The organism is Sphingomonas sp. M6A6_1c, from assembly GCF_053345135.1.
In genome coordinates this window covers 373,741-390,943 of record NZ_JBKEZO010000005.1, presented here as the reverse complement: position 1 = coordinate 390,943, position 17,203 = coordinate 373,741, and the positions used below count along the sequence as shown (strand labels likewise).

Annotated in this window: 18 protein-coding genes; 13 read left to right on the top strand and 5 right to left on the bottom strand. The window is 68.8% G+C overall.

From position 1 onward, the window contains the following. Positions 1-230 precede the first annotated feature (230 nt). Positions 231-2,756, top strand: coding sequence for a DNA topoisomerase (ATP-hydrolyzing) subunit B (gene gyrB / locus ACLBWH_RS12970; RefSeq protein ID WP_447799338.1), 2,526 nt, complete (start codon positions 231-233; stop codon positions 2,754-2,756). A 274-nt stretch (positions 2,757-3,030) separates the two neighbouring features. Beyond that, the gene (locus tag ACLBWH_RS12965) at positions 3,031-3,306 is read left to right on the top strand and encodes a hypothetical protein (RefSeq protein WP_447799337.1); all 276 of its coding nucleotides are present in this window, start codon (positions 3,031-3,033) and stop codon (positions 3,304-3,306) included. A 43-nt stretch (positions 3,307-3,349) separates the two neighbouring features. On the opposite strand, the gene ACLBWH_RS12960 is transcribed toward ACLBWH_RS12965, so the two are convergent. Next, on the bottom strand, positions 3,350-3,799 hold the full coding sequence (locus ACLBWH_RS12960; protein ID WP_447799335.1) for a DUF3617 domain-containing protein: 450 nt from the start codon (positions 3,797-3,799) through the stop codon (positions 3,350-3,352). Positions 3,800-3,953: 154 nt separating this feature from the next. Between ACLBWH_RS12960 and ACLBWH_RS12955 the strand changes: the two genes are divergently transcribed. Both ACLBWH_RS12955 and ACLBWH_RS12950 read left to right on the top strand, forming a co-directional pair. Beyond that, on the top strand, positions 3,954-5,000 hold the full coding sequence (locus ACLBWH_RS12955; protein ID WP_447799333.1) for a glycoside hydrolase family 5 protein: 1,047 nt from the start codon (positions 3,954-3,956) through the stop codon (positions 4,998-5,000). A 110-nt stretch (positions 5,001-5,110) separates the two neighbouring features. Then, complete coding sequence (locus tag ACLBWH_RS12950) at positions 5,111-6,121, top strand: amidohydrolase family protein (protein WP_322850650.1); 1,011 nt, start codon at positions 5,111-5,113, stop codon at positions 6,119-6,121. Between the two features lie 58 nt (positions 6,122-6,179). Here the strand turns inward: ACLBWH_RS12950 and ACLBWH_RS12945 are convergent, their stop codons facing one another. Both ACLBWH_RS12945 and panC read right to left on the bottom strand, forming a co-directional pair. Beyond that, positions 6,180-6,476: an SEL1-like repeat protein gene (locus ACLBWH_RS12945; protein ID WP_322850651.1), complete on the bottom strand. Its 297-nt coding sequence runs from the start codon at positions 6,474-6,476 to the stop codon at positions 6,180-6,182. Between the two features lie 78 nt (positions 6,477-6,554). Then, complete coding sequence (gene panC, locus ACLBWH_RS12940; RefSeq protein ID WP_447799331.1) at positions 6,555-7,400, bottom strand: pantoate--beta-alanine ligase; 846 nt, start codon at positions 7,398-7,400, stop codon at positions 6,555-6,557. An 86-nt stretch (positions 7,401-7,486) separates the two neighbouring features. Between panC and ACLBWH_RS12935 the strand changes: the two genes are divergently transcribed. The 8 genes from ACLBWH_RS12935 (at position 7,487) to ACLBWH_RS12900 (ending at position 14,476) form a co-directional block, all read left to right on the top strand. Further along, positions 7,487-8,275, top strand: a complete 789-nt coding sequence (locus ACLBWH_RS12935; protein WP_322850653.1) for a division plane positioning ATPase MipZ — start codon at positions 7,487-7,489, stop codon at positions 8,273-8,275. Continuing rightward, positions 8,272-8,535: a J domain-containing protein gene (locus ACLBWH_RS12930; protein WP_322850654.1), complete on the top strand. Its 264-nt coding sequence runs from the start codon at positions 8,272-8,274 to the stop codon at positions 8,533-8,535. Before ACLBWH_RS12935 ends, ACLBWH_RS12930 begins: the two co-directional genes overlap by 4 nt. Continuing rightward, entirely contained in the window at positions 8,532-9,899 is a 1,368-nt protein-coding gene (gene pgmG, locus ACLBWH_RS12925) for a phosphoglucomutase/phosphomannomutase PgmG (RefSeq protein ID WP_447799330.1), read from the top strand. Before ACLBWH_RS12930 ends, pgmG begins: the two co-directional genes overlap by 4 nt. A gap of 30 nt (positions 9,900-9,929) precedes the next feature. Then, positions 9,930-10,394: a PH domain-containing protein gene (locus tag ACLBWH_RS12920; RefSeq protein ID WP_322850656.1), complete on the top strand. Its 465-nt coding sequence runs from the start codon at positions 9,930-9,932 to the stop codon at positions 10,392-10,394. Positions 10,395-10,555: 161 nt separating this feature from the next. Then, on the top strand, positions 10,556-11,314 hold the full coding sequence (locus ACLBWH_RS12915; RefSeq protein WP_416222439.1) for an exonuclease domain-containing protein: 759 nt from the start codon (positions 10,556-10,558) through the stop codon (positions 11,312-11,314). Between the two features lie 165 nt (positions 11,315-11,479). Then, positions 11,480-12,991, top strand: a complete 1,512-nt coding sequence (locus tag ACLBWH_RS12910; protein ID WP_322850657.1) for a sensor histidine kinase — start codon at positions 11,480-11,482, stop codon at positions 12,989-12,991. After that, positions 12,988-13,434 (top strand): response regulator, encoded by a 447-nt coding sequence (locus ACLBWH_RS12905; protein ID WP_038665786.1) that lies wholly within the window; start codon positions 12,988-12,990, stop codon positions 13,432-13,434. Before ACLBWH_RS12910 ends, ACLBWH_RS12905 begins: the two co-directional genes overlap by 4 nt. Position 13,435: 1 nt before the next feature. Next, complete coding sequence (locus tag ACLBWH_RS12900; RefSeq protein WP_447799443.1) at positions 13,436-14,476, top strand: sensor histidine kinase; 1,041 nt, start codon at positions 13,436-13,438, stop codon at positions 14,474-14,476. A gap of 376 nt (positions 14,477-14,852) precedes the next feature. On the opposite strand, the gene ACLBWH_RS12895 is transcribed toward ACLBWH_RS12900, so the two are convergent. Beyond that, on the bottom strand, positions 14,853-15,329 hold the full coding sequence (locus ACLBWH_RS12895) for a DUF1440 domain-containing protein (RefSeq protein WP_447799327.1): 477 nt from the start codon (positions 15,327-15,329) through the stop codon (positions 14,853-14,855). Between the two features lie 216 nt (positions 15,330-15,545). Then, entirely contained in the window at positions 15,546-16,289 is a 744-nt protein-coding gene (locus tag ACLBWH_RS12890) for a class I SAM-dependent methyltransferase (RefSeq protein ID WP_322850659.1), read from the bottom strand. A gap of 53 nt (positions 16,290-16,342) precedes the next feature. On the opposite strand from ACLBWH_RS12890, the gene ACLBWH_RS12885 reads away from it, so the two are divergent. Then, a complete protein-coding gene (locus tag ACLBWH_RS12885; RefSeq protein WP_322850660.1) occupies positions 16,343-17,203 on the top strand; it encodes an oxygenase MpaB family protein in 861 nt (286 codons plus the stop codon).

Genomic DNA, 17,203 nt, shown 5'->3' with positions numbered 1-17,203 from the left:
GGGAGGTGGCAGTGCGAAGCACTGACGGAGGGGGAGGATACGGCACGTTCGCCGTATGCGGAAACGCCCCCTCCACCACTCGCCTGCGGCGAGCGGTCCCCCTCCCCCGCTGAAGCGAGGGAGGATTTGCCTCACCGCCCCACCGCCCCACCGCCCCACCGCCCCACCGCCCCACCGCCCAACCGCCCATTTCGCTTTCGTTCCGCCCCCGCAATCCCTATATCCTCGCTATGGCAGAACCCCAGAATGCGAACGAATACGGCGCCTCGTCGATCAAGGTGCTGAAGGGCCTCGACGCGGTGCGCAAGCGGCCGGGCATGTATATCGGCGACACCGACGACGGATCGGGCCTCCACCACATGGTGTTCGAGGTCAGCGACAATGCGATCGACGAGGCGCTCGCCGGCCATTGCGACCGGATCGACATCCAGTTGAACGCCGACGGATCGGTCAGCGTCACCGACAACGGCCGCGGCATCCCGACCGGCATCCACCCCGAGGAAGGCGTCTCGGCGGCAGAGGTCATCATGACCCAGCTCCACGCCGGCGGCAAGTTCGAGAACACCAGCGACGACAATGCCTACAAGGTGTCGGGCGGCCTGCACGGCGTCGGCGTCTCGGTCGTCAACGCGTTGAGCGAATTCCTCGATCTCACCATCTGGCGCGACGGCGAGGAGCATTACATGCGCTTCGCATTCGGCGACGCGGTCGCCCCGCTCAAGGTCGTCGGCCCCGCCGCGCCCGGCCAGAAGGGCACGCGCGTCACCTTCCTGCCCTCGCCCGCGACGTTCAAGATCACCGAATTCGACTTCGAAAAGCTGGAGCATCGCTATCGCGAGCTGGCGTTCCTCAATTCGGGCGTCCGCCTGTTCCTCACCGACGCACGCCACGAGGAAGCGAAGACGGTCGAGCTTTATTACGAGGGCGGCATCGCCGCATTCGTAAAGTGGCTCGATCGCGCCAAGACGCCGCTGTTCCCCGAACCGATCGCGATCCACGGCCAGCGCGACGAGGTCGGCATCGACGTCGCGCTCGAATGGAACGACTCGTATTACGAGAACGTCCTCGCCTTCACCAACAACATCCCGCAGCGCGACGGCGGCACGCACCTCGCCGCCTTCCGCGCCGCGCTGACCCGCACGCTCAACAATTATGCGGACAAGTCGGGGATGCTGAAGAAGGAGAAGGTGACGCTCACCGGCGACGACATGCGCGAGGGGCTCACCGCGATCGTCTCGGTCAAGCTGCCCGATCCCAAGTTCAGCAGCCAGACCAAGGACAAGCTCGTCTCGTCCGAGGTACGCCAGCCGCTGGAATCGCTGATGGCGGACAAGCTCGCCGAGTGGCTGGAGGAAAATCCCGCCCACGGCCGCTCGATCGTCGGCAAGATCATCGACGCCGCCGCCGCGCGCGAGGCCGCCAAGAAGGCGCGCGAGCTGACCCGGCGCAAGGGCGTGATGGACATCGCCTCGCTGCCCGGCAAGCTCGCCGACTGCCAGGAGAAGGACCCGGCCAAGTCCGAGCTGTTCCTGGTCGAGGGCGATTCGGCCGGCGGCTCGGCCAAGCAGGGCCGTGATCGCCACTTCCAGGCGATCCTCCCGCTGCGCGGCAAGATCCTCAACACCGAGCGTGCGCGCTTCGACCGGATGATCGCCAGCCGCGAGATCGGCACGCTGATCCAGGCGATGGGCACCGGCATCGGCCGCGACGACTTCAATGCCGACAAATTGCGCTATCACAAGATCGTGATCATGACCGACGCCGACGTCGACGGCGCGCATATCCGCACCTTGCTGCTGACCTTCTTCTACCGCCAGATGCCCGAGCTGATCACCCGCGGTCACCTCTTCATCGCGCAGCCGCCGCTGTACAAGGCGACCAAGGGCCGGTCGGAAGTGTACCTCAAGGACGATGCCGCGCTCGACGAATATCTGGTCGACGCCGGCGTCTCGTCGATGGTGTTCGACGCGCCGAGCGGCACGCGCTCGGGCGCCGACCTCAAGAGCCTGCTCGACCATGCCCGCCGCATGCGCACCCTGATGCGCTACGTGCCGCGGCGCTACGACCCGGTAATCATCGAGGTGCTGGCGCTCGCCGGCGCGCTCGACCCCAGCTTCACCCGCGACCAGCGCGCGGCGACGGTCGCCGAGGTCGTCCGCCGGCTCGAATCGGGCGACGAGGAAGCGCGCTGGACCGCGCGGCTGACCGAGGACGGCGGCATCCACTTCGAACGGCTGTGGCGCGGCGTCACCGACCATCACATCGTCGAGGCGACCTTCCTCGCCAGCGCCGAGGCGCGCAAGCTGCACGGCCTCGCCGCCGAACAGGCGGAAAGCTTCGTCGCGGCGGGCAAGCTGATCCCGCTCAAGGGCCTCGCCGCCACCGCGGCGGACCCCGAGCCGGCCGCGGACGGCGGCGAGGAGGCCGAGGAGAACGCCGGCCAGATCGGCAGCATCACCACCACCGTCTCGCGCGGCGAAAGCCTCGTCGCGCGGCCGTCGCAATTGCTCGACGCGATCCTCGCCGCGGGCCGCAAGGGCCTGGCGATCCAGCGCTACAAAGGGCTCGGCGAGATGAACGCCGACCAATTGTGGGAGACCACGCTCGATCCCTCGAACCGCACGATGCTGCGCGTCACCTCGGAAGACGTCTCGGCCGCCGACGTGATCTTCACCCAGCTGATGGGCGAAGTCGTCGAACCCCGCCGCGAATTCATCCAGGACAACGCGCTGAACGTCGCCAACCTGGACGTCTAGGTTTGACACCCTCAATTCCTCCCCCGCCAGGGGGAGGTGGCGCGGCGAAGCCGTGACGGAGGGGGAGGTAAGCGACCACTTCGGTTTCGTGTCCTCCCCCTCCGTCATGCCTGTGGCATGCCACCTCCTCCTGGCGGGGGAGGAATTGAGGGCAATCCTCAACGTCGATCCGGCCCCACAGGCCCGACGACCTTCTTTCGCGCCCCTGCGCCACGCCTGCGTCCATTCCCTCCCCCGCACGTTATCGTCGCGACAGCGACCGACAGGAGCAGCGATGACGACCTATCCGTTAAGCGAACCCGCGACGATCTACGCCATCGAAGGCGATACCGAGGCAATGTCGGACGTCGTGGGCCAAGGCACGCTGGCGGATTGCGTCGATGTCGTCGCGGCGATGTCGCCGGACAGGCAGCAGGCGATCTTCATCCAGATGGACGACCTCGGCCTCCGCTTCGGACCGCCCGAGGTGGCGGAGCTGTTGCGCTTCCTGCGCGACGAAAGCGCCGGCCTGTCCAACACCGAGATCGCCGACATCCCCGGCGACCACTGATCCCTCCGGCGCGATCGACGCCACGGGACGGCCCGCCCCGTCGTCAGCCCTTGCAGGTGCCGGCGACCCGGGCCGCCCGTTGATCGAGGACGACGTTCATCCTGCCCTTGGCCGTCTGACCAGTCATCTCGGCGCGGCCGACGAAGCCCCCCGCGGTAAAGGTCCCGGCGCGGCTAACCTGCATCGGCGTCCCGTTCTTCTGCGGACAGGTCAGCGCCTGCGTGTAGCGGCCGTCCGCGATCTGCTGCTTGTCGACCCGGCATCGCGCCTTGGGATCGGGCGCCAGCACCGCCGCGATGGTCTGCCCGGGCGCGACGCACTTATGCTCCGCGCGCGATTTGCCCTTGGCCATCCGCAGGATGAATCCGGGCGCCCCCGGCACGGTCAGATCGACCACCGTCGACGTGACGTCCCAGCGTTCCTGCGCGACCGACTGGGCATCGCCGACCGCGGGCAGCAGAAGCAGGACGGCGAACAAGGTCAGGCTGCGCATCCACAGGCCATGGCGCCTGCCCGCCGCCAGCGCAAGCAGCCGATCGCCGCCCGCCGCACCGAATAAGAGGACAACCCCCGCCGGATCGGCTACCGCCCAAGCTCTCGTCTTGCGAAGGGTCAGCGCCGTGCGGTTCACCTCTAAGTTACTGACTTTGGCCCTGATCCTCGCCGCACCCCCGGTCGCCCCGGCAATCGCGGCGGGTCAGGCGACGGCGCCGCCAGCGCCCGCCGCAACCGCGGGGACCGGCCCGGCGTGGCGCACCGCCGCGCGCCTGCACCGCGGCGTCAACATCCTCGGCTACGACCCGTTGTGGCGCGACGCGGCCAGGGCGCGGTTCAAGACGCGCCACTTCCGCATCATCCGACAGGGCGGGTTCGATTTCGTCCGTGTCGTGCTCCAGTCGTTCAGCCATATGGACGCGCAGAACCGGCTCGATCCGCAATGGCTCGCGACGCTCGACCGGGTCGTCCGCGAGGCGAGCGCCGCGGGCCTCAGCGTCATCATCGACGAACACGATTTCAACGTTTGTTCGAAGGCGCCGGATGCGTGCGAACCCAAATTGGTCGCCTTCTGGACGCAGATCGGCGAACGCTATCGCGATGCACCGCCGTCCGTGCTGTTCGAACTGCTCAACGAACCGCACGCGCCGCTGGACGATGCGCGCTGGAACGCGATGCTGCGCACGCTCATCCCCCTGGTCAGACGGACGAACCCCCAGCGCACGTTGGTGATCGGCCCGAGCCGCTGGAACAATCTCGAGGAACTGCCCAAGCTCGACCTGCCCGAGGCCGACCGCAACATCCTCGTCACCTTCCACTCCTACGAACCGTTCCGCTTCACGCATCAGGGCGCGCCCTGGGCACCCGAGCTGACCGGCGTCAAGAACGTGCCGTTCACCGCGGCGGACGAACGGCGGATCAAGGTGGATTACGACACCGTCGGCGCATGGTCGAAGGCGAACGATCGCCCGGTCCTGATGGGCGAATTCGGCGCCTATGAGAAAAGCGGCACGCCGATGGCGGCACGCGCGCGCTACACCGCGACCGTCCGCCGCGAAGCGGAGGCGCACGGCTTCCCCTGGGCCTATTGGCAGTTCGACAGCGATTTCATCCTGTACGACATCGATCGTGACCGCTGGGTGGAGCCGATCCGCCAGGCGCTCGTGCCGGAAGAAACCAAAGCCGCGGCGCCTCGTTGACCGGACCGGGACCGCCATTCCGGTCCTTGAGAAGTCCTCCCCCGCAAGGGGGAAGACTTCATGACCTGAATGTCTACCCCGCCTAGGCCTGTCGTCTCGAGAGATTGCCCATGCGCCTGATCGCGATCGAAGAGCATGTCCTGCCCCCCTTCGTCCGCGACGCCTGGGACGCCGCGCCACCCCCGCACGATCCGGTCTCGGCCTTCGCCGACGGTGGCGAGAACGGCCGCCGCCTCGCGGATCTCGGCGACGGCCGGATCGCGCTGATGGACGAACAGGGCGTCGACGTGCAGGTGCTCTCGCTCACCACCCCCGGTCTGCACAATCTCGCCCCCGCAGCGGCGGTCGAGACGGCGCAGCGGGTCAACGACCTGATCGCCGAAACCTGCGCGCGCCATCCCCACCGCTTCCAGGGGTTCGCCGCCGTGCCGACCCCGGATGCCGACGCCGCGCCGCGCGAACTCGAACGCGCGGTCCGCGACCTCGGATTGAAGGGCGCGCTGCTCTGCGGCCGCACGCGCGAGCGTCATCTCGACCATCCCGATCTGCGCCCCCTGCTCGCCAAGGCGGCGGAGCTGCACGTGCCGCTGTTCATCCATCCGCAGACCCCGCTGGCGGGGGTCCGTCAGGCCAATTATTCGGGGATCGGCGAGACGGCCGACCTCGCTTTGGCGGCATTCGGCCTCGGCTGGCATTATGAGGCGGGGCTGCAATGGCTGCGTCTCGCCGCGGCCGGCGTGTTCGATGAGCTTCCCGACCTGCAGATCATCCTCGGTCACTGGGGCGAGGTGGTGCTCTTCTATCTGGAGCGCACGTCCGCGGTCTTCGCACGCGCGCTCGATCTGCGCCGATCCTTGTCGGACTATGCCCGCAGCAACCTGTACGTCACCGGCAGCGGCATGTGGAGCGAGACCTATCTCCACCGCTGCCTGGAGATCGTCGGCCCCGAGCGCCTGCTGTTCTCCACCGACTTCCCCTATCAATATAAGGAAGGCGGCGCCCCGCGCCATTTCCTCGAATCGGTCCAGCTCGACGATGCCGCGCGGCAAGGCTTCGCCCACGCCAATTGGGATCGCCTGACCGGCGCCATCGCGCAGCAGGACAGCCCGCCCGCCCGATAAGCGGCAACCGCCGTTTACCGTCGCGGGATGCGCCTCCGTGGCGGTGGCAGAAAACCCGTTACGCCGCGCGCCGCTGGGTCATGCCCAGCCAGTCGCGCGCCTGGCGCTGTGCGGCGGCGATCTCGCGGGCGGTCATGTCCTCCGCCACTTCGGCGCGGGCGTCGACGGCGTCGCTGAAACCCGCCACCGCGGCAAGGTTGAACCATTTATGCGCCTCGATCAGATCGACCGCCGCGCCGGCGGTGCCGGTCTGGTAGCAGACGCCGAGGTCGAACAGCGCCTCCGGCCGGCCGCGCATCGCATCGGCGATGCGGCTGTCTATAAGGAATTGCGCGCTCTTGAAACTATTGCCCATGGTTTGCCCCCATTCGTCATGACGACACCATCGGCGATTCGTCCTGCGAATTGGTTAACGCAGAGGCAACCCTGCCGATCAGGCGTTCGGTTCGACCGCGATATTGTCGATCAGCCGCGTCGCGCCCATCCGCGCCGCCGCGAGCAGCCGCCGCGGCCGGTCCGCGCCGGGTGATTCGGCGAGCGTCTCGGCATCGGCGAGCGCGATGTAATCGACCGTGAACCCCGCCGCGATCAGCGTCGCGCGCGCTTCGGCGAGCGTAGCCTCGATATCGTCGCCGCGCCCCACCGCCCGCGCCGCGACGCCGAGCGCGCGCGGCAAGGCCACCGCCTTGGCGCGCTGTTCGTCGTCGAGGTAGATGTTGCGCGAGGACAGCGCGAGGCCGTCGTCGTCGCGCTGCGTCGGCACGCCGACGATCTCGATCGCCATGTCGAGGTCCGCGACGATGCGGCGGATCACGGCGAGCTGCTGGAAGTCCTTCTCGCCGAAATAGGCGACATCCGCATCGGTCTGGTTGAACAATTTGGTGACGACGGTGGCGACGCCGTCGAAATGGCCCGGCCGCGCCGCGCCGTCGAAGCCGTCGCTGACCCCGGTCACGCCGACGTTGGTCGCGAAGCCCGCCGGATACATCGTCTCGACCGGCGGCAGCCACAGCAGGTCGCAGCCGCCCTCGGCGAGCAGCCGCGCATCCGCCGCCTCGCGCCGCGGATAGCGGCCGAGGTCCTCGTTCGGGCCGAATTGTTTGGGGTTCACGAAGATCGACGCGATCACCTTGGTGCCCGGCCGTCGGGCCGCCTCGACCAGCGCCATATGGCCCGCATGCAGCGCCCCCATCGTCGGCACCAGCGCGATCGTCGCGCCGTCCGCGCGGAAAGCGGCGACCGCCGCGCGCAGCCCGTCCAGGTCTCGAACCGTCAGCACCGTTTAATCCCTCGAACAATGAGCGCGCGGCTTCTATGAAGAGCGTCGTGACCGAGCAACCCGCCAGCATCGATAAGGAACGAACCGTGCCCGCAGGGCCACACGTCATCGTCTTCGCCAATGAAAAAGGCGGCACCGGCAAGTCGACGACCGCGGTGCACGTCGCCATCGCGCTCGCCGCCAAGGGGGCCAAGGTCGCCTGTTTCGACCTCGACCATCGCCAGCGTACCGTCGGCCGCTATCTCGAGAACCGCGCCGCGACGATCAAGCGGACCGGCAGCGACCTGCCGATGCCGATCCACGCGACGCACGACGGCGCGAGCGAGTCGGTGTTCGAGGAGACGTGGCAGCGCCTGTCGGAGGGCGCCGACTTCCTGATCATCGACACCCCCGGCCGCGACGATTATTTCGCGCGCACCGCCGCGGCGCTGTCCAACACCTTGGTCACGCCGATGAACGACAGCTTCGTCGATTTCGACCTGATCGGCCAGGTCGATCCGGAGACGTTCAACGTCACCCGCCCCAGTTTCTATTCGGAGCTGATCTGGGACGCGCGCAAGCAGCGCGCCCGCGCCGACGGCACCCAGATCGACTGGGTCGTGCTGCGCAACCGCCTCCAGCATATCGAGGCGCGCAACATGCGCCGCGTGTCGGATGCGCTCGGCCAGCTCGCCAAGCGCGTCGGCTTCCGCATCATCCCCGGCCTCGGCGAACGCGTGATCTATCGCGAATTGTTCCCCGCCGGGCTGACGATGATCGATTCGAAGGAATTCGGCGCGATGGGCCTCGGCCACGTCGCCTCGCGGCAGGAATTGCGCGAGATGATGAGCGCACTCCAGCTGCCCGAGCCCGGCGTTCCGCAGGCCGCCGCATGAAATGGCTGTTCGTCATCGGGCTGATCTGGTTCGCATGGCGCTATCTGCGACCGGCCGCCAAGCGCCCGAAGCTCACCGACACGCAGCGCGCTCGGCAGGTGCTGGGCCTGCGCGCCGGGGCGGACGAAGGCGAGATCCGCGCCGCGCATCGCCGCCTGCTCGCCGAATCGCATCCCGACCGCGGCGGCTCGGTAGCCGCGAGCACCGAAATCAACGCGGCGCGCGACCTGCTGCTCGGCGCGCTGCGCCACGGCGGATGAGCCACGTCCTGTCGCCCGCGATCCTGCGGGAATATGACGTGCGCGGCACCGTCGGCCGCAACCTCGGCGCCCCCGACGCCATGGCGATCGGCCGCAGCTTCGCCACCCGCGTCCGCGCCGCGGGCGGCACCCGCGTCGCGGTCGGCCGCGACGGCCGCCTGTCCTCGCCCGAGCTGGAGGCGGCGCTCGTCGCCGGCCTCGTCGCCGGCGGCGTCGACGTGGTGCGGATCGGCATCGGGCCGACGCCGATGCTCTATTATGCCGAGGCGACGCTCGGCGTCGACGCCGGCATCCACGTCACCGGCAGCCACAATCCGCGCGACGACAACGGCTTCAAGATGGTGCTCGGCCACCGCTCCTTCTACGGCGCCGACGTGCAGGACCTCGCCCGCATCGCCGCCGCCGGCGCGTGGAGCGAGGGCGCGGGCAGCATCGCCGACGCCGACGTGCTCGACGCTTATGTCGCGCGGCTCCTCGCCGGCCACGGCGGCGGCCACTACCGGATCGGCTGGGACTGCGGCAACGGCGCCGCCGGCCCCGCGGTCGAGGCGCTGACCGCCCTGCTCCCCGGCGAGCATCACACGCTCTATACGCAGGTCGACGGCCGCTTCCCCAACCACCACCCCGACCCGACCGAGGAGCACAACCTCGCCGACCTCAAGGCGCTGGTCCGCCGCGAGGGACTCGACTTCGGCATCGCCTTCGACGGCGACGGCGACCGGATCGGCGCGGTCGACGGCGCCGGCCGCGTGCTGTGGGGGGACCAGTTGCTCAGCCTGCTGATCGCGCCGGTGCTCGCCGATCTGCCCGGTGCGACCGTCGTCGCCGACGTCAAATCCTCGCAATTCGTCTTCGACCGGATCGCGGCGCTCGGCGGCACGCCGGTGATGGGCGCCACCGGCCACAGCCTGATGAAGGAGGCGATGCTCGCGCACCACGCGCCGATCGCCGGCGAGCTCAGCGGCCATATCTTCTTCGCGCACGATTGGTACGGCTTCGACGACGCGCTCCACGCCGCGGTGCAATTGATCCGCGCGGTGCATCTGTCGGGCCGCTCGCTCACCCAATTGCGCGACGCGATGCCGCCGTTGGTCAACACCCCCGACCTGCGCTTCCCGGTCGATCCCGCGCGCAAGTTCGCGGTGATCGACGAGGTCCGCGCGCGGCTGGAGGCCGCCGGCACCCCGGTGATCGCGATCGACGGCGTGCGCGTCACCACCCCGCAGGGCTGGTGGCTGCTGCGCGCCTCCAACACGCAGGACGTGCTCACCGCCCGCGCCGAGGCGGCGGATCAGGCCGGGCTCGACGCGCTCCTCGCCGCGATCGACGCGGCGCTCGCGGCGTCGGGCGTCACGCGCGATTGACAGCCGCCGCGCGCCGGATAGGGTCGGCGCATGGTGGGGACCTACAGCACGGAACGGCCGGTCGACAATTTCCGGTCGAGCACCAATCGCTGGCTGTTCGGCAGCTTTACCGGCTGGCTGACCATCCTCGCCTGCGCGATCGGCGTCGGCCTGATCGTCATCGCGGTGCGCTGGCTGCAGAATCTGTCGGCCTCCTATGCGATCACCGACCAGCGGCTGATCGTGAAGCGCGGCCTCGTCATGAAGTCGATCGACGAGATCGAATTGTACCGGATCAAGGACGTCCGCGTCGATTATTCGCTGATCAACCAGATCACCGACATCGGCACGATCACCATCACCTCCTCCGACCGCACCACCGGCAACGCGCAGTTCGTGCTGCGCGACATCCCCGCCGCGCGCGAGCGCCGCGAAGGCCTGCGAAAGCTCGTCGACCGCGCCCGCCGCCTGCGCGGCGTCCGCGAGATGGACATCGACGACGAGGATTATCGGTAAGGCCCGCCCTGCCCCACCCACCCCACGTTCGTCATCCCTCACCCACATTCGTCATCCCGACGAAAGTCGGGACCCATGGTGACGAATGCGGATAGGGCAGCGACGCCGGCACGCCCCCTTCCCACTGGCATAATCGCCGCCAAGCGCCCATTTAGGGCATAATGCGACCCACCCCCCAGATCATCCGCGTCATCGACCTCGAAACCACCGGCAGCGCGCCGCCGGCGCATGGCGTGTGCGAGATCGGCTGGCAGGATGTCGCGCTCCAGCAGGACGGCCGCTGGGAGCTGGAGGGCGAAGGCGGGGCGATCCTGGTCAACCCCGGCCGCGCCATCCCGCCGATCACCCAGGCGATCCACCACATCCTCGACGAGCATGTCGCCGAGGCGCCGTGGTGGCACGACGTCGCGCGCCGCGTGCTCGATCCCTATCCGCGCCGCCTCGCACTCGCCGCGCACCGCGCCGATTTCGAGCAGCAATTCTGCACCCCCAATCTGACCCACGGCCAGGAGTGGATCTGCACCTGGAAATGCGCGTTGCGCCTCTGGCCGGATTCGCCCAGTTTCTCCAATCAGGTGCTGCGCTACTGGCGCAAGCCCGCCGGCCTCGATCACGACCGCGGCCTGCCCGTCCACCGCGCCTTCCCCGACGCCTACGTCACCGCGCACCATCTGCGCGACCAGCTCAACGAGGCGAGCGTCGCGCAATTGCTCGACTGGTCGCGCACGCCCGGCCTGATCCCGCGCGTCCGCTACGGCCCGCATCGCGGCAAGGCGTGGAGCGAGCTCGACCACGAGAGCCTGATGGCGTTCATGGCCGATCGCGACCCCGACATCCGCTTCACCGCCAACGCCGAGATGGACCGCCGCAGCGGCGGCGGCGCCGTCGGCCGCGCCACCACGCAGGAATTGCTGCTGTAGATCGGGAAGGCGTCCGGATTTTTGGCTAAATTCCTCCCCCGCCAGGGGGAGGGATTTGCCCGATGTCAATCCGGCCTAGGCCTCCCACCCCGACGGCGTCGCTGGCGTCACGACCCCCGACAGCGTCGCTGGCGTAACGACACTGCCTCGCGTAAAGCCCCGCGCGTGATCAGAAAAGTCCGCAACCCGTTCGTCGTGTCCGAGGGCCGTTTCGGCCGGCTGCTCGTCACGTTCATGGCGCTCGGCTTCCTCGCTTTGGTCGCGGCGGGGATCGGCGCGGGCTGGGCGACGGGGCAGAACGAGAGCCACACCCGCTCGGTCAACCACACCTATGAGGTCGAACTGGCGGTCAGCAACGCACGCCGCCTGATCGAACAGGGCGAGGCGTCGCGGCGCGGCTATCTGCTCACCGGCAATCCCGAATATCGCGACGCTTATCATCGCTGGTCGGCGGCGACCCCCGTCGCGCTCGGCTATCTCCAGCATCTCACCCGCGACAATCCGGCGCAGATCGCGACGCTGCGGCAGCTTCGCGGCGAGATCCAGGCGTTGCTCACCCAGCGCGCGCGCACGATCGCGCTGATCGACGCCGGTCGTGCCGATACCGCGGTCGCGCTGTTCCGCACCGAGGCGAGCGTGCGCCGCCTGACCTCGATCCGCGACGCGTTCGAACGGATGGCGGTCACCGAACGCCGCCTGCTCGCCGAGCGCGACGCCGCCCAGCGCACCAGCGTGCGCATCTTCTACGGCATCCTCGCGCTCGCCGCGGTGATCCTCGCGCTGGTCGCGCTCGCCTCGCTGCTCACCGTGCTCGGTTATACCCGCGACCTCGCCCGCTCGCGCGATTCGCTGCGCGAGTTCAACGAGCATCTCGAAGAAACCGTGCACGAGCGCACCGCCGATCTCAGCCGCGCCAACGAAGAGATCCAGCGGTTCGCCTATATCGTCAGCCACGATCTGCGCTCGCCCCTGGTCAACGTGATGGGCTTCACCGCCGAGCTTGCCGCCGCCACCACCCCGCTCACCGAGCTGGTCGACCGCGCCGAGGCGGAGGCGCCGCATATCGTCAGCGAGGAGGCGCGGCTCGCGGTGCGCGAGGACCTGCCCGAATCGATCGGCTTCATCCGCACCTCGACGCAGAAGATGGACCGGCTGATCAACGCCATCCTCAAATTGTCGCGCGAGGGCCGCCGCGTCATCGCGCCCGAGACGATCGATCCCGGCGCGATCGCCGACACCGTCGCCGGCTCGATCCGCCACCTGCTCGACGAGCGCGGCATCGCCTTCAGCGTCCGCCGCCCGATCCCGCCGGTCGTCACCGACCGCGTCGCGCTCGAACAGATCCTGTCGAACCTGATCGAGAATGCCACCAAATATCTCCAGCCCGGCCGCCCCGGCGTGATCACCGTCGCCGGCGAGCAGCGGCGCGACCGCGTCATCCTGTCGGTCACCGACAATGGCCGCGGCATCGACCCGCGCGATCACCAGCGCATCTTCGACCTGTTCCGCCGTTCGGGCCAGCAGGACCAGCCCGGCGAGGGGATCGGACTGGCGCACGTCCGGGCGCTCGCCTATCGTCTCGGCGGCACGATCGACGTGGAGAGCGAACCGGGCCGCGGCTCCACCTTCCGCCTCAATCTTCCCAAGACCTACGTCAGTCAGGACAGCGCAGCATGAACGCCCATCAATCCGTCGGCATCGTGATGATCGAGGACGACGAAGGCCATGCCCGGCTGATCGAGAAGAACATCCGTCGCGCCGGCATCCTCAACGATATCAAGCATTTCACCGACGGCACCCAGGCGCTCCATCATCTGTTCGAGGCGGAGGACGGCCCCGCCAAGGGCGCGCCGGCGCTGATCCTGCTCGATCTCAATCTGCCCGACATGAGCGGCACCGACATCCTCCAGCGGATCAAGGCGGAGGGCAGCCCGTTGAAGCGCACCCCCGTCGTCGTCCTGACCACCACCGACGACAAGATCGAGATCCAGCGCTGCTACGATCTCGGCTGCAACGTCTACATCACCAAGCCGGTCAATTACGAAAGCTTCGCGCAGGCGATCCGCCAGCTCGGTCTGTTCCTGTCGGTGATCCAGGTCCCCGCAGTCGAGGAACATTGATCTGGCCGAAGCCGCCAACCCCAGCGTACTCTATATCGACGACGACGACGGCATCCGCCGCCTCGCCGCGCGTGGGCTGGCGCGACGTGGCTATCACGTCACCACCGCGGAGGGCGGCGCCGAGGGGCTGATGCTGGCGGCGTCGCAGCCGTTCGACCTGATCGCGGTCGATCATTACATGCCGGGGATGGACGGGCTGGAGACGCTCGAACGGCTCGCCGCGCTCCCCGTCATGCCGCCGGTCGTCTACGTCACCGGCTCGGACGAGGGGCGGATCGCGGTCGCCGCGCTCAAGGCGGGCGCCGCCGATTACGTCGTCAAGACGATCGGCGACGACTTCTTCGACCTGCTCGCCGCCAGTTTCGAACAGGTGCTCGATCGCAGCCGTCTGGCGCGCGAGAAGGCACGCGCCGAGGAGGATCTGCGCGCCAGCAACGCGCGGCTCGAGGCGTTGCTCGGCGAGGTCAATCACCGCGTCGCCAATTCGCTCCAGCTCGTCTCGGCGATGGTGCGGCTGCAGGCCGGCGCGCTCGCCGATCCGACCGCGCGCGCCGCGCTCGACGATACGCAGCGGCGCATCGGCGCGATCGCGCAGGTCCATCGCCGCCTCTATTCGGCGAACGACGTCGAGAGCGTCGACATGCGCGACTATCTCGGCTCGCTCGTCGCCGAACTCGCCGAAACCTTGTCCAGCGACACCGCGCCGCACGCGCTGCGCGTCGCCGCCGAACCGATCCGCCTGCCCACCGACAAGGCGGTGTCGCTGGGCGTCATCGTCACCGAACTCGTCACCAACGCCTGCAAATACGCCTATCCCGCCGGCGCCGGCGGCGAGATCCGGGTGATGCTCTCCGCGGACGGCGAACAGGCGTTCCGCCTCTCGGTCGAGGACGACGGCTGCGGCATGCCCGCGGAAGCGACACCGAAGGGCACCGGCCTCGGCACCAAGCTGATCCGCGCGATGGCGCAGAGCCTGCAGACGATCGTCGAATACGAACCCCGCCCCAATGGCGTCTGCGCCACCCTCCGCGCCGCGGTATAGGTCGACGCAGAAGGTAACGCATTGAGCCACGAGGCGAAATAGCCGCCCCTGTCCTACACCCCACCAGCGTCCTAAGCAGAGACAAATTCCTCCCCCGCCAGGGGGAGGTGGCATGCCGAAGGCATGACGGAGGGGGAGGTAGCGACGTCCTCGGTGGCGTGCCCTTACCTCCGTCATTACTGCGCGGCGCCACAACGCCGGAGGGGAATTCAAATGCCAATCAATCCTACGCGCGGCAACGGACGATGCTTAAACAATGGCCAGACGCGCTATCCCGTCTTCCGTCTATCACCACCAGAATGGAAACGATCGCCCCCGATCGTTTCCGTTCAGGTGTCCATCTTGTCCACGTTGCCGCATTCCTGCCGCAATCGGGTCAGTCGAGCGTCTCGACGATCGCCCGCCGCGTACCTTCCAGCACCAGCCCGAACACGACATGGCTGATAAGCCCGTAGGCATGCGTCTCCAGCGGCGTCTCGGTCGGCCCCGGTCCCCAGCCGAACGCCGGCACCGCGACATCGTCGAGCATCGTCGCCACGCCGATCCCGAATGCCGATCCGAACCCCGCATTCGATCCGGGCCATTGCCGCACCGCCAGCGCATAGCCCGCACCCAGTGCCGCGCCGGTGGCATAATGGACCAGCCCGCCCGCCGCGGCGCGATGCTTCTGCGTCACCGCATCGCCGGTGACCGCCTTCTTGGCGCTGTCCGCCGCCTTCACGGTGGACGGATCGTCGTTGCTGCCCGTCTGCCCGAATGCCGACGCGCTCACCGACTGGAACAGGTTCATCGCCAGGCTGGCGACGAGCCCGCCGGCGATCCCGGCGGCAAGGGTCTTGGTCAACGACGGCACAGGCATTCCCTTCCGATAAGTCGGCGAGGTAACGCGCAGTGCGACGAAAAGGCCCCCAAAATCCTCCCCCGCCAGGGGGAGGGGGACCGTTCGGCGCCAGCCGAATGGTGGAGGGGGAGGAAAGGGTGGAAGCCCGATTGCGAAGCTCCCACCCTGCCCTCCCCCACCACCCGCTTCGCTGGTTCACTCCCGCTGGCGGGGGAGAAATTTGCGGTCCTACGGCTTCCGGAACTTCAGCACGAACTGGTCCGTCTTGCCGCGCACCGCCGGATCGAACACGTTCTTGCTATGGTCGTCCGCCGGATTGGCGAGCACCTTGCTCGCGCCGACGAAACGGAACCCCGTCGCCTCGATCTGCCGGCGCACCGCCGCGGGATCGATCCGGTGCTTCGTCTCGGTCCCGGTCAGCCCGGTGCCCGGCGCATCGGCATGGTCGATCACCACATAGGTGCCGCCCTTCTTGAGCAACTGGAACACCGCCGCGTCGAACGCGCGCAACGCCGGCTCGCCCGCGCCCTTGTTGGGGATGTCGTGGTAATTCTGCACCGTCCAGAACAGGTCGACCGGCTGCGGCGCGGTCGGCAGATCGGTCGGCTGCACTTGCGCGACGACGTTGGCGAGGCCGCGCGCCTGCAACGCCGGCAGGCTCTTCTCGGCATATTTGGCGCCGGCGGCGGGCCACAGCGCATAGACCTTGCCCTTCGGCCCGACCACGCCGGTGAAGATCCGCGTCCAATAGCCCGCACCGGGCAGATAATCGACCACCGTGTCGCCCGGCTTCACCCCGGCGAAGGCGAGCACCGCTGCCGCCTGCCGCCGGGCATCGTCGCCCGCCTGGTCGGCGCGGGCGGGATCGGCGAGCGCGCGGGTGATCGCCGGGCCGGCGGGTGCCGCTTTGTCCTGCGCCACCACCGCGGTGGTCAGCGCCGCCGCCGCGAACATCGAAAGAGCCAGGCGCATCGTTACGTCTCCCGTCACTGGTTTGGCCGCCGGGCCGCACTAGATGAGACAGCATGGCCGATCTTCGCGACACGATCCAGACTCAGGTGCATCGGTTGGTCGGTTTCGGTGACGGAGCGGTCGATCTCACCCGCCCGCCCGGCGACGACGGCCTGTTCGGCCCCGGGTCGGCCGCGTGGGTGGTGCATGGCGACTTCACCGCGATGATGGCGGGCGGGGTCGCCGCGCTGCTGCTCCAGATGCTCCATCCCGGCGCGCTGGCGGGGGTGTGGGACCATTCCAACTTCCGCCGCGACATGCTCGGCCGGCTGCGCCGCACCGCGCAATTCATCTCCGGCACCACCTACGGCTCGACCGCGACCGCGGAGGCGCTGATCGCCAAGGTGCGCGGCATCCACGACCGCGTCGCCGGCACCCTACCCGACGGCACGCCCTATAGCGCCAACGATCCCGACCTGCTCACCTGGGTCCATGTCGCCGAGGTCGCGAGCTTCCTCGCCGCGCACCGCCGCTACCGCGACCCCGCCTTCCCGGCGGCGGAGCAGGACCGCTATCTCGCCGAATATGCCGTCGTCGCCGAACGGCTCGGCGCGACCGGCGTACCCAGGACGCGCGCGGCGCTCGCCGCCTATTTCACCGCGATCCGCCCGCAGCTGCGCGTCGACCACCGCACCCGCGAGGTATCGCGCGCATTGCTCCGCCAGCAACCCGCCAGCCTCGCGATGGCCCCCGCGCAGACCGTGCTGATGGAGGGCGGCATCGACCTCCTTCCCGATTGGGCGGCGCGGATGCACGGGCTCGATCGCCCGCCGCTCGGCAAGCCCGCGGTGCGCGCCGGCGTCGCCGGCATCGCCTCGGTCCTGCGCTGGGCGCTCCGCGACGGATCGGCGAAGCGCGCGACGACGCAGAGCTGA

Coding starts and splice junctions, on each gene's coding strand:
- ACLBWH_RS12950 (WP_322850650.1), top strand. CDS start 5,111: ATGCGCCTGATCGCGATCGAAGAGCATGTCCTGCCCCCCTTCGTCCGC.
- ACLBWH_RS12905 (WP_038665786.1), top strand. CDS start 12,988: ATGAACGCCCATCAATCCGTCGGCATCGTGATGATCGAGGACGACGAA.
- ACLBWH_RS12890 (WP_322850659.1), bottom strand. CDS start 16,289: ATGCGCCTGGCTCTTTCGATGTTCGCGGCGGCGGCGCTGACCACCGCG.
- ACLBWH_RS12920 (WP_322850656.1), top strand. CDS start 9,930: ATGGTGGGGACCTACAGCACGGAACGGCCGGTCGACAATTTCCGGTCG.
- ACLBWH_RS12885 (WP_322850660.1), top strand. CDS start 16,343: ATGGCCGATCTTCGCGACACGATCCAGACTCAGGTGCATCGGTTGGTC.
- ACLBWH_RS12960 (WP_447799335.1), bottom strand. CDS start 3,799: ATGCGCAGCCTGACCTTGTTCGCCGTCCTGCTTCTGCTGCCCGCGGTC.
- ACLBWH_RS12945 (WP_322850651.1), bottom strand. CDS start 6,476: ATGGGCAATAGTTTCAAGAGCGCGCAATTCCTTATAGACAGCCGCATC.
- pgmG (WP_447799330.1), top strand. CDS start 8,532: ATGAGCCACGTCCTGTCGCCCGCGATCCTGCGGGAATATGACGTGCGC.
- gyrB (WP_447799338.1), top strand. CDS start 231: ATGGCAGAACCCCAGAATGCGAACGAATACGGCGCCTCGTCGATCAAG.
- ACLBWH_RS12930 (WP_322850654.1), top strand. CDS start 8,272: ATGAAATGGCTGTTCGTCATCGGGCTGATCTGGTTCGCATGGCGCTAT.
- ACLBWH_RS12915 (WP_416222439.1), top strand. CDS start 10,556: ATGCGACCCACCCCCCAGATCATCCGCGTCATCGACCTCGAAACCACC.
- ACLBWH_RS12965 (WP_447799337.1), top strand. CDS start 3,031: ATGACGACCTATCCGTTAAGCGAACCCGCGACGATCTACGCCATCGAA.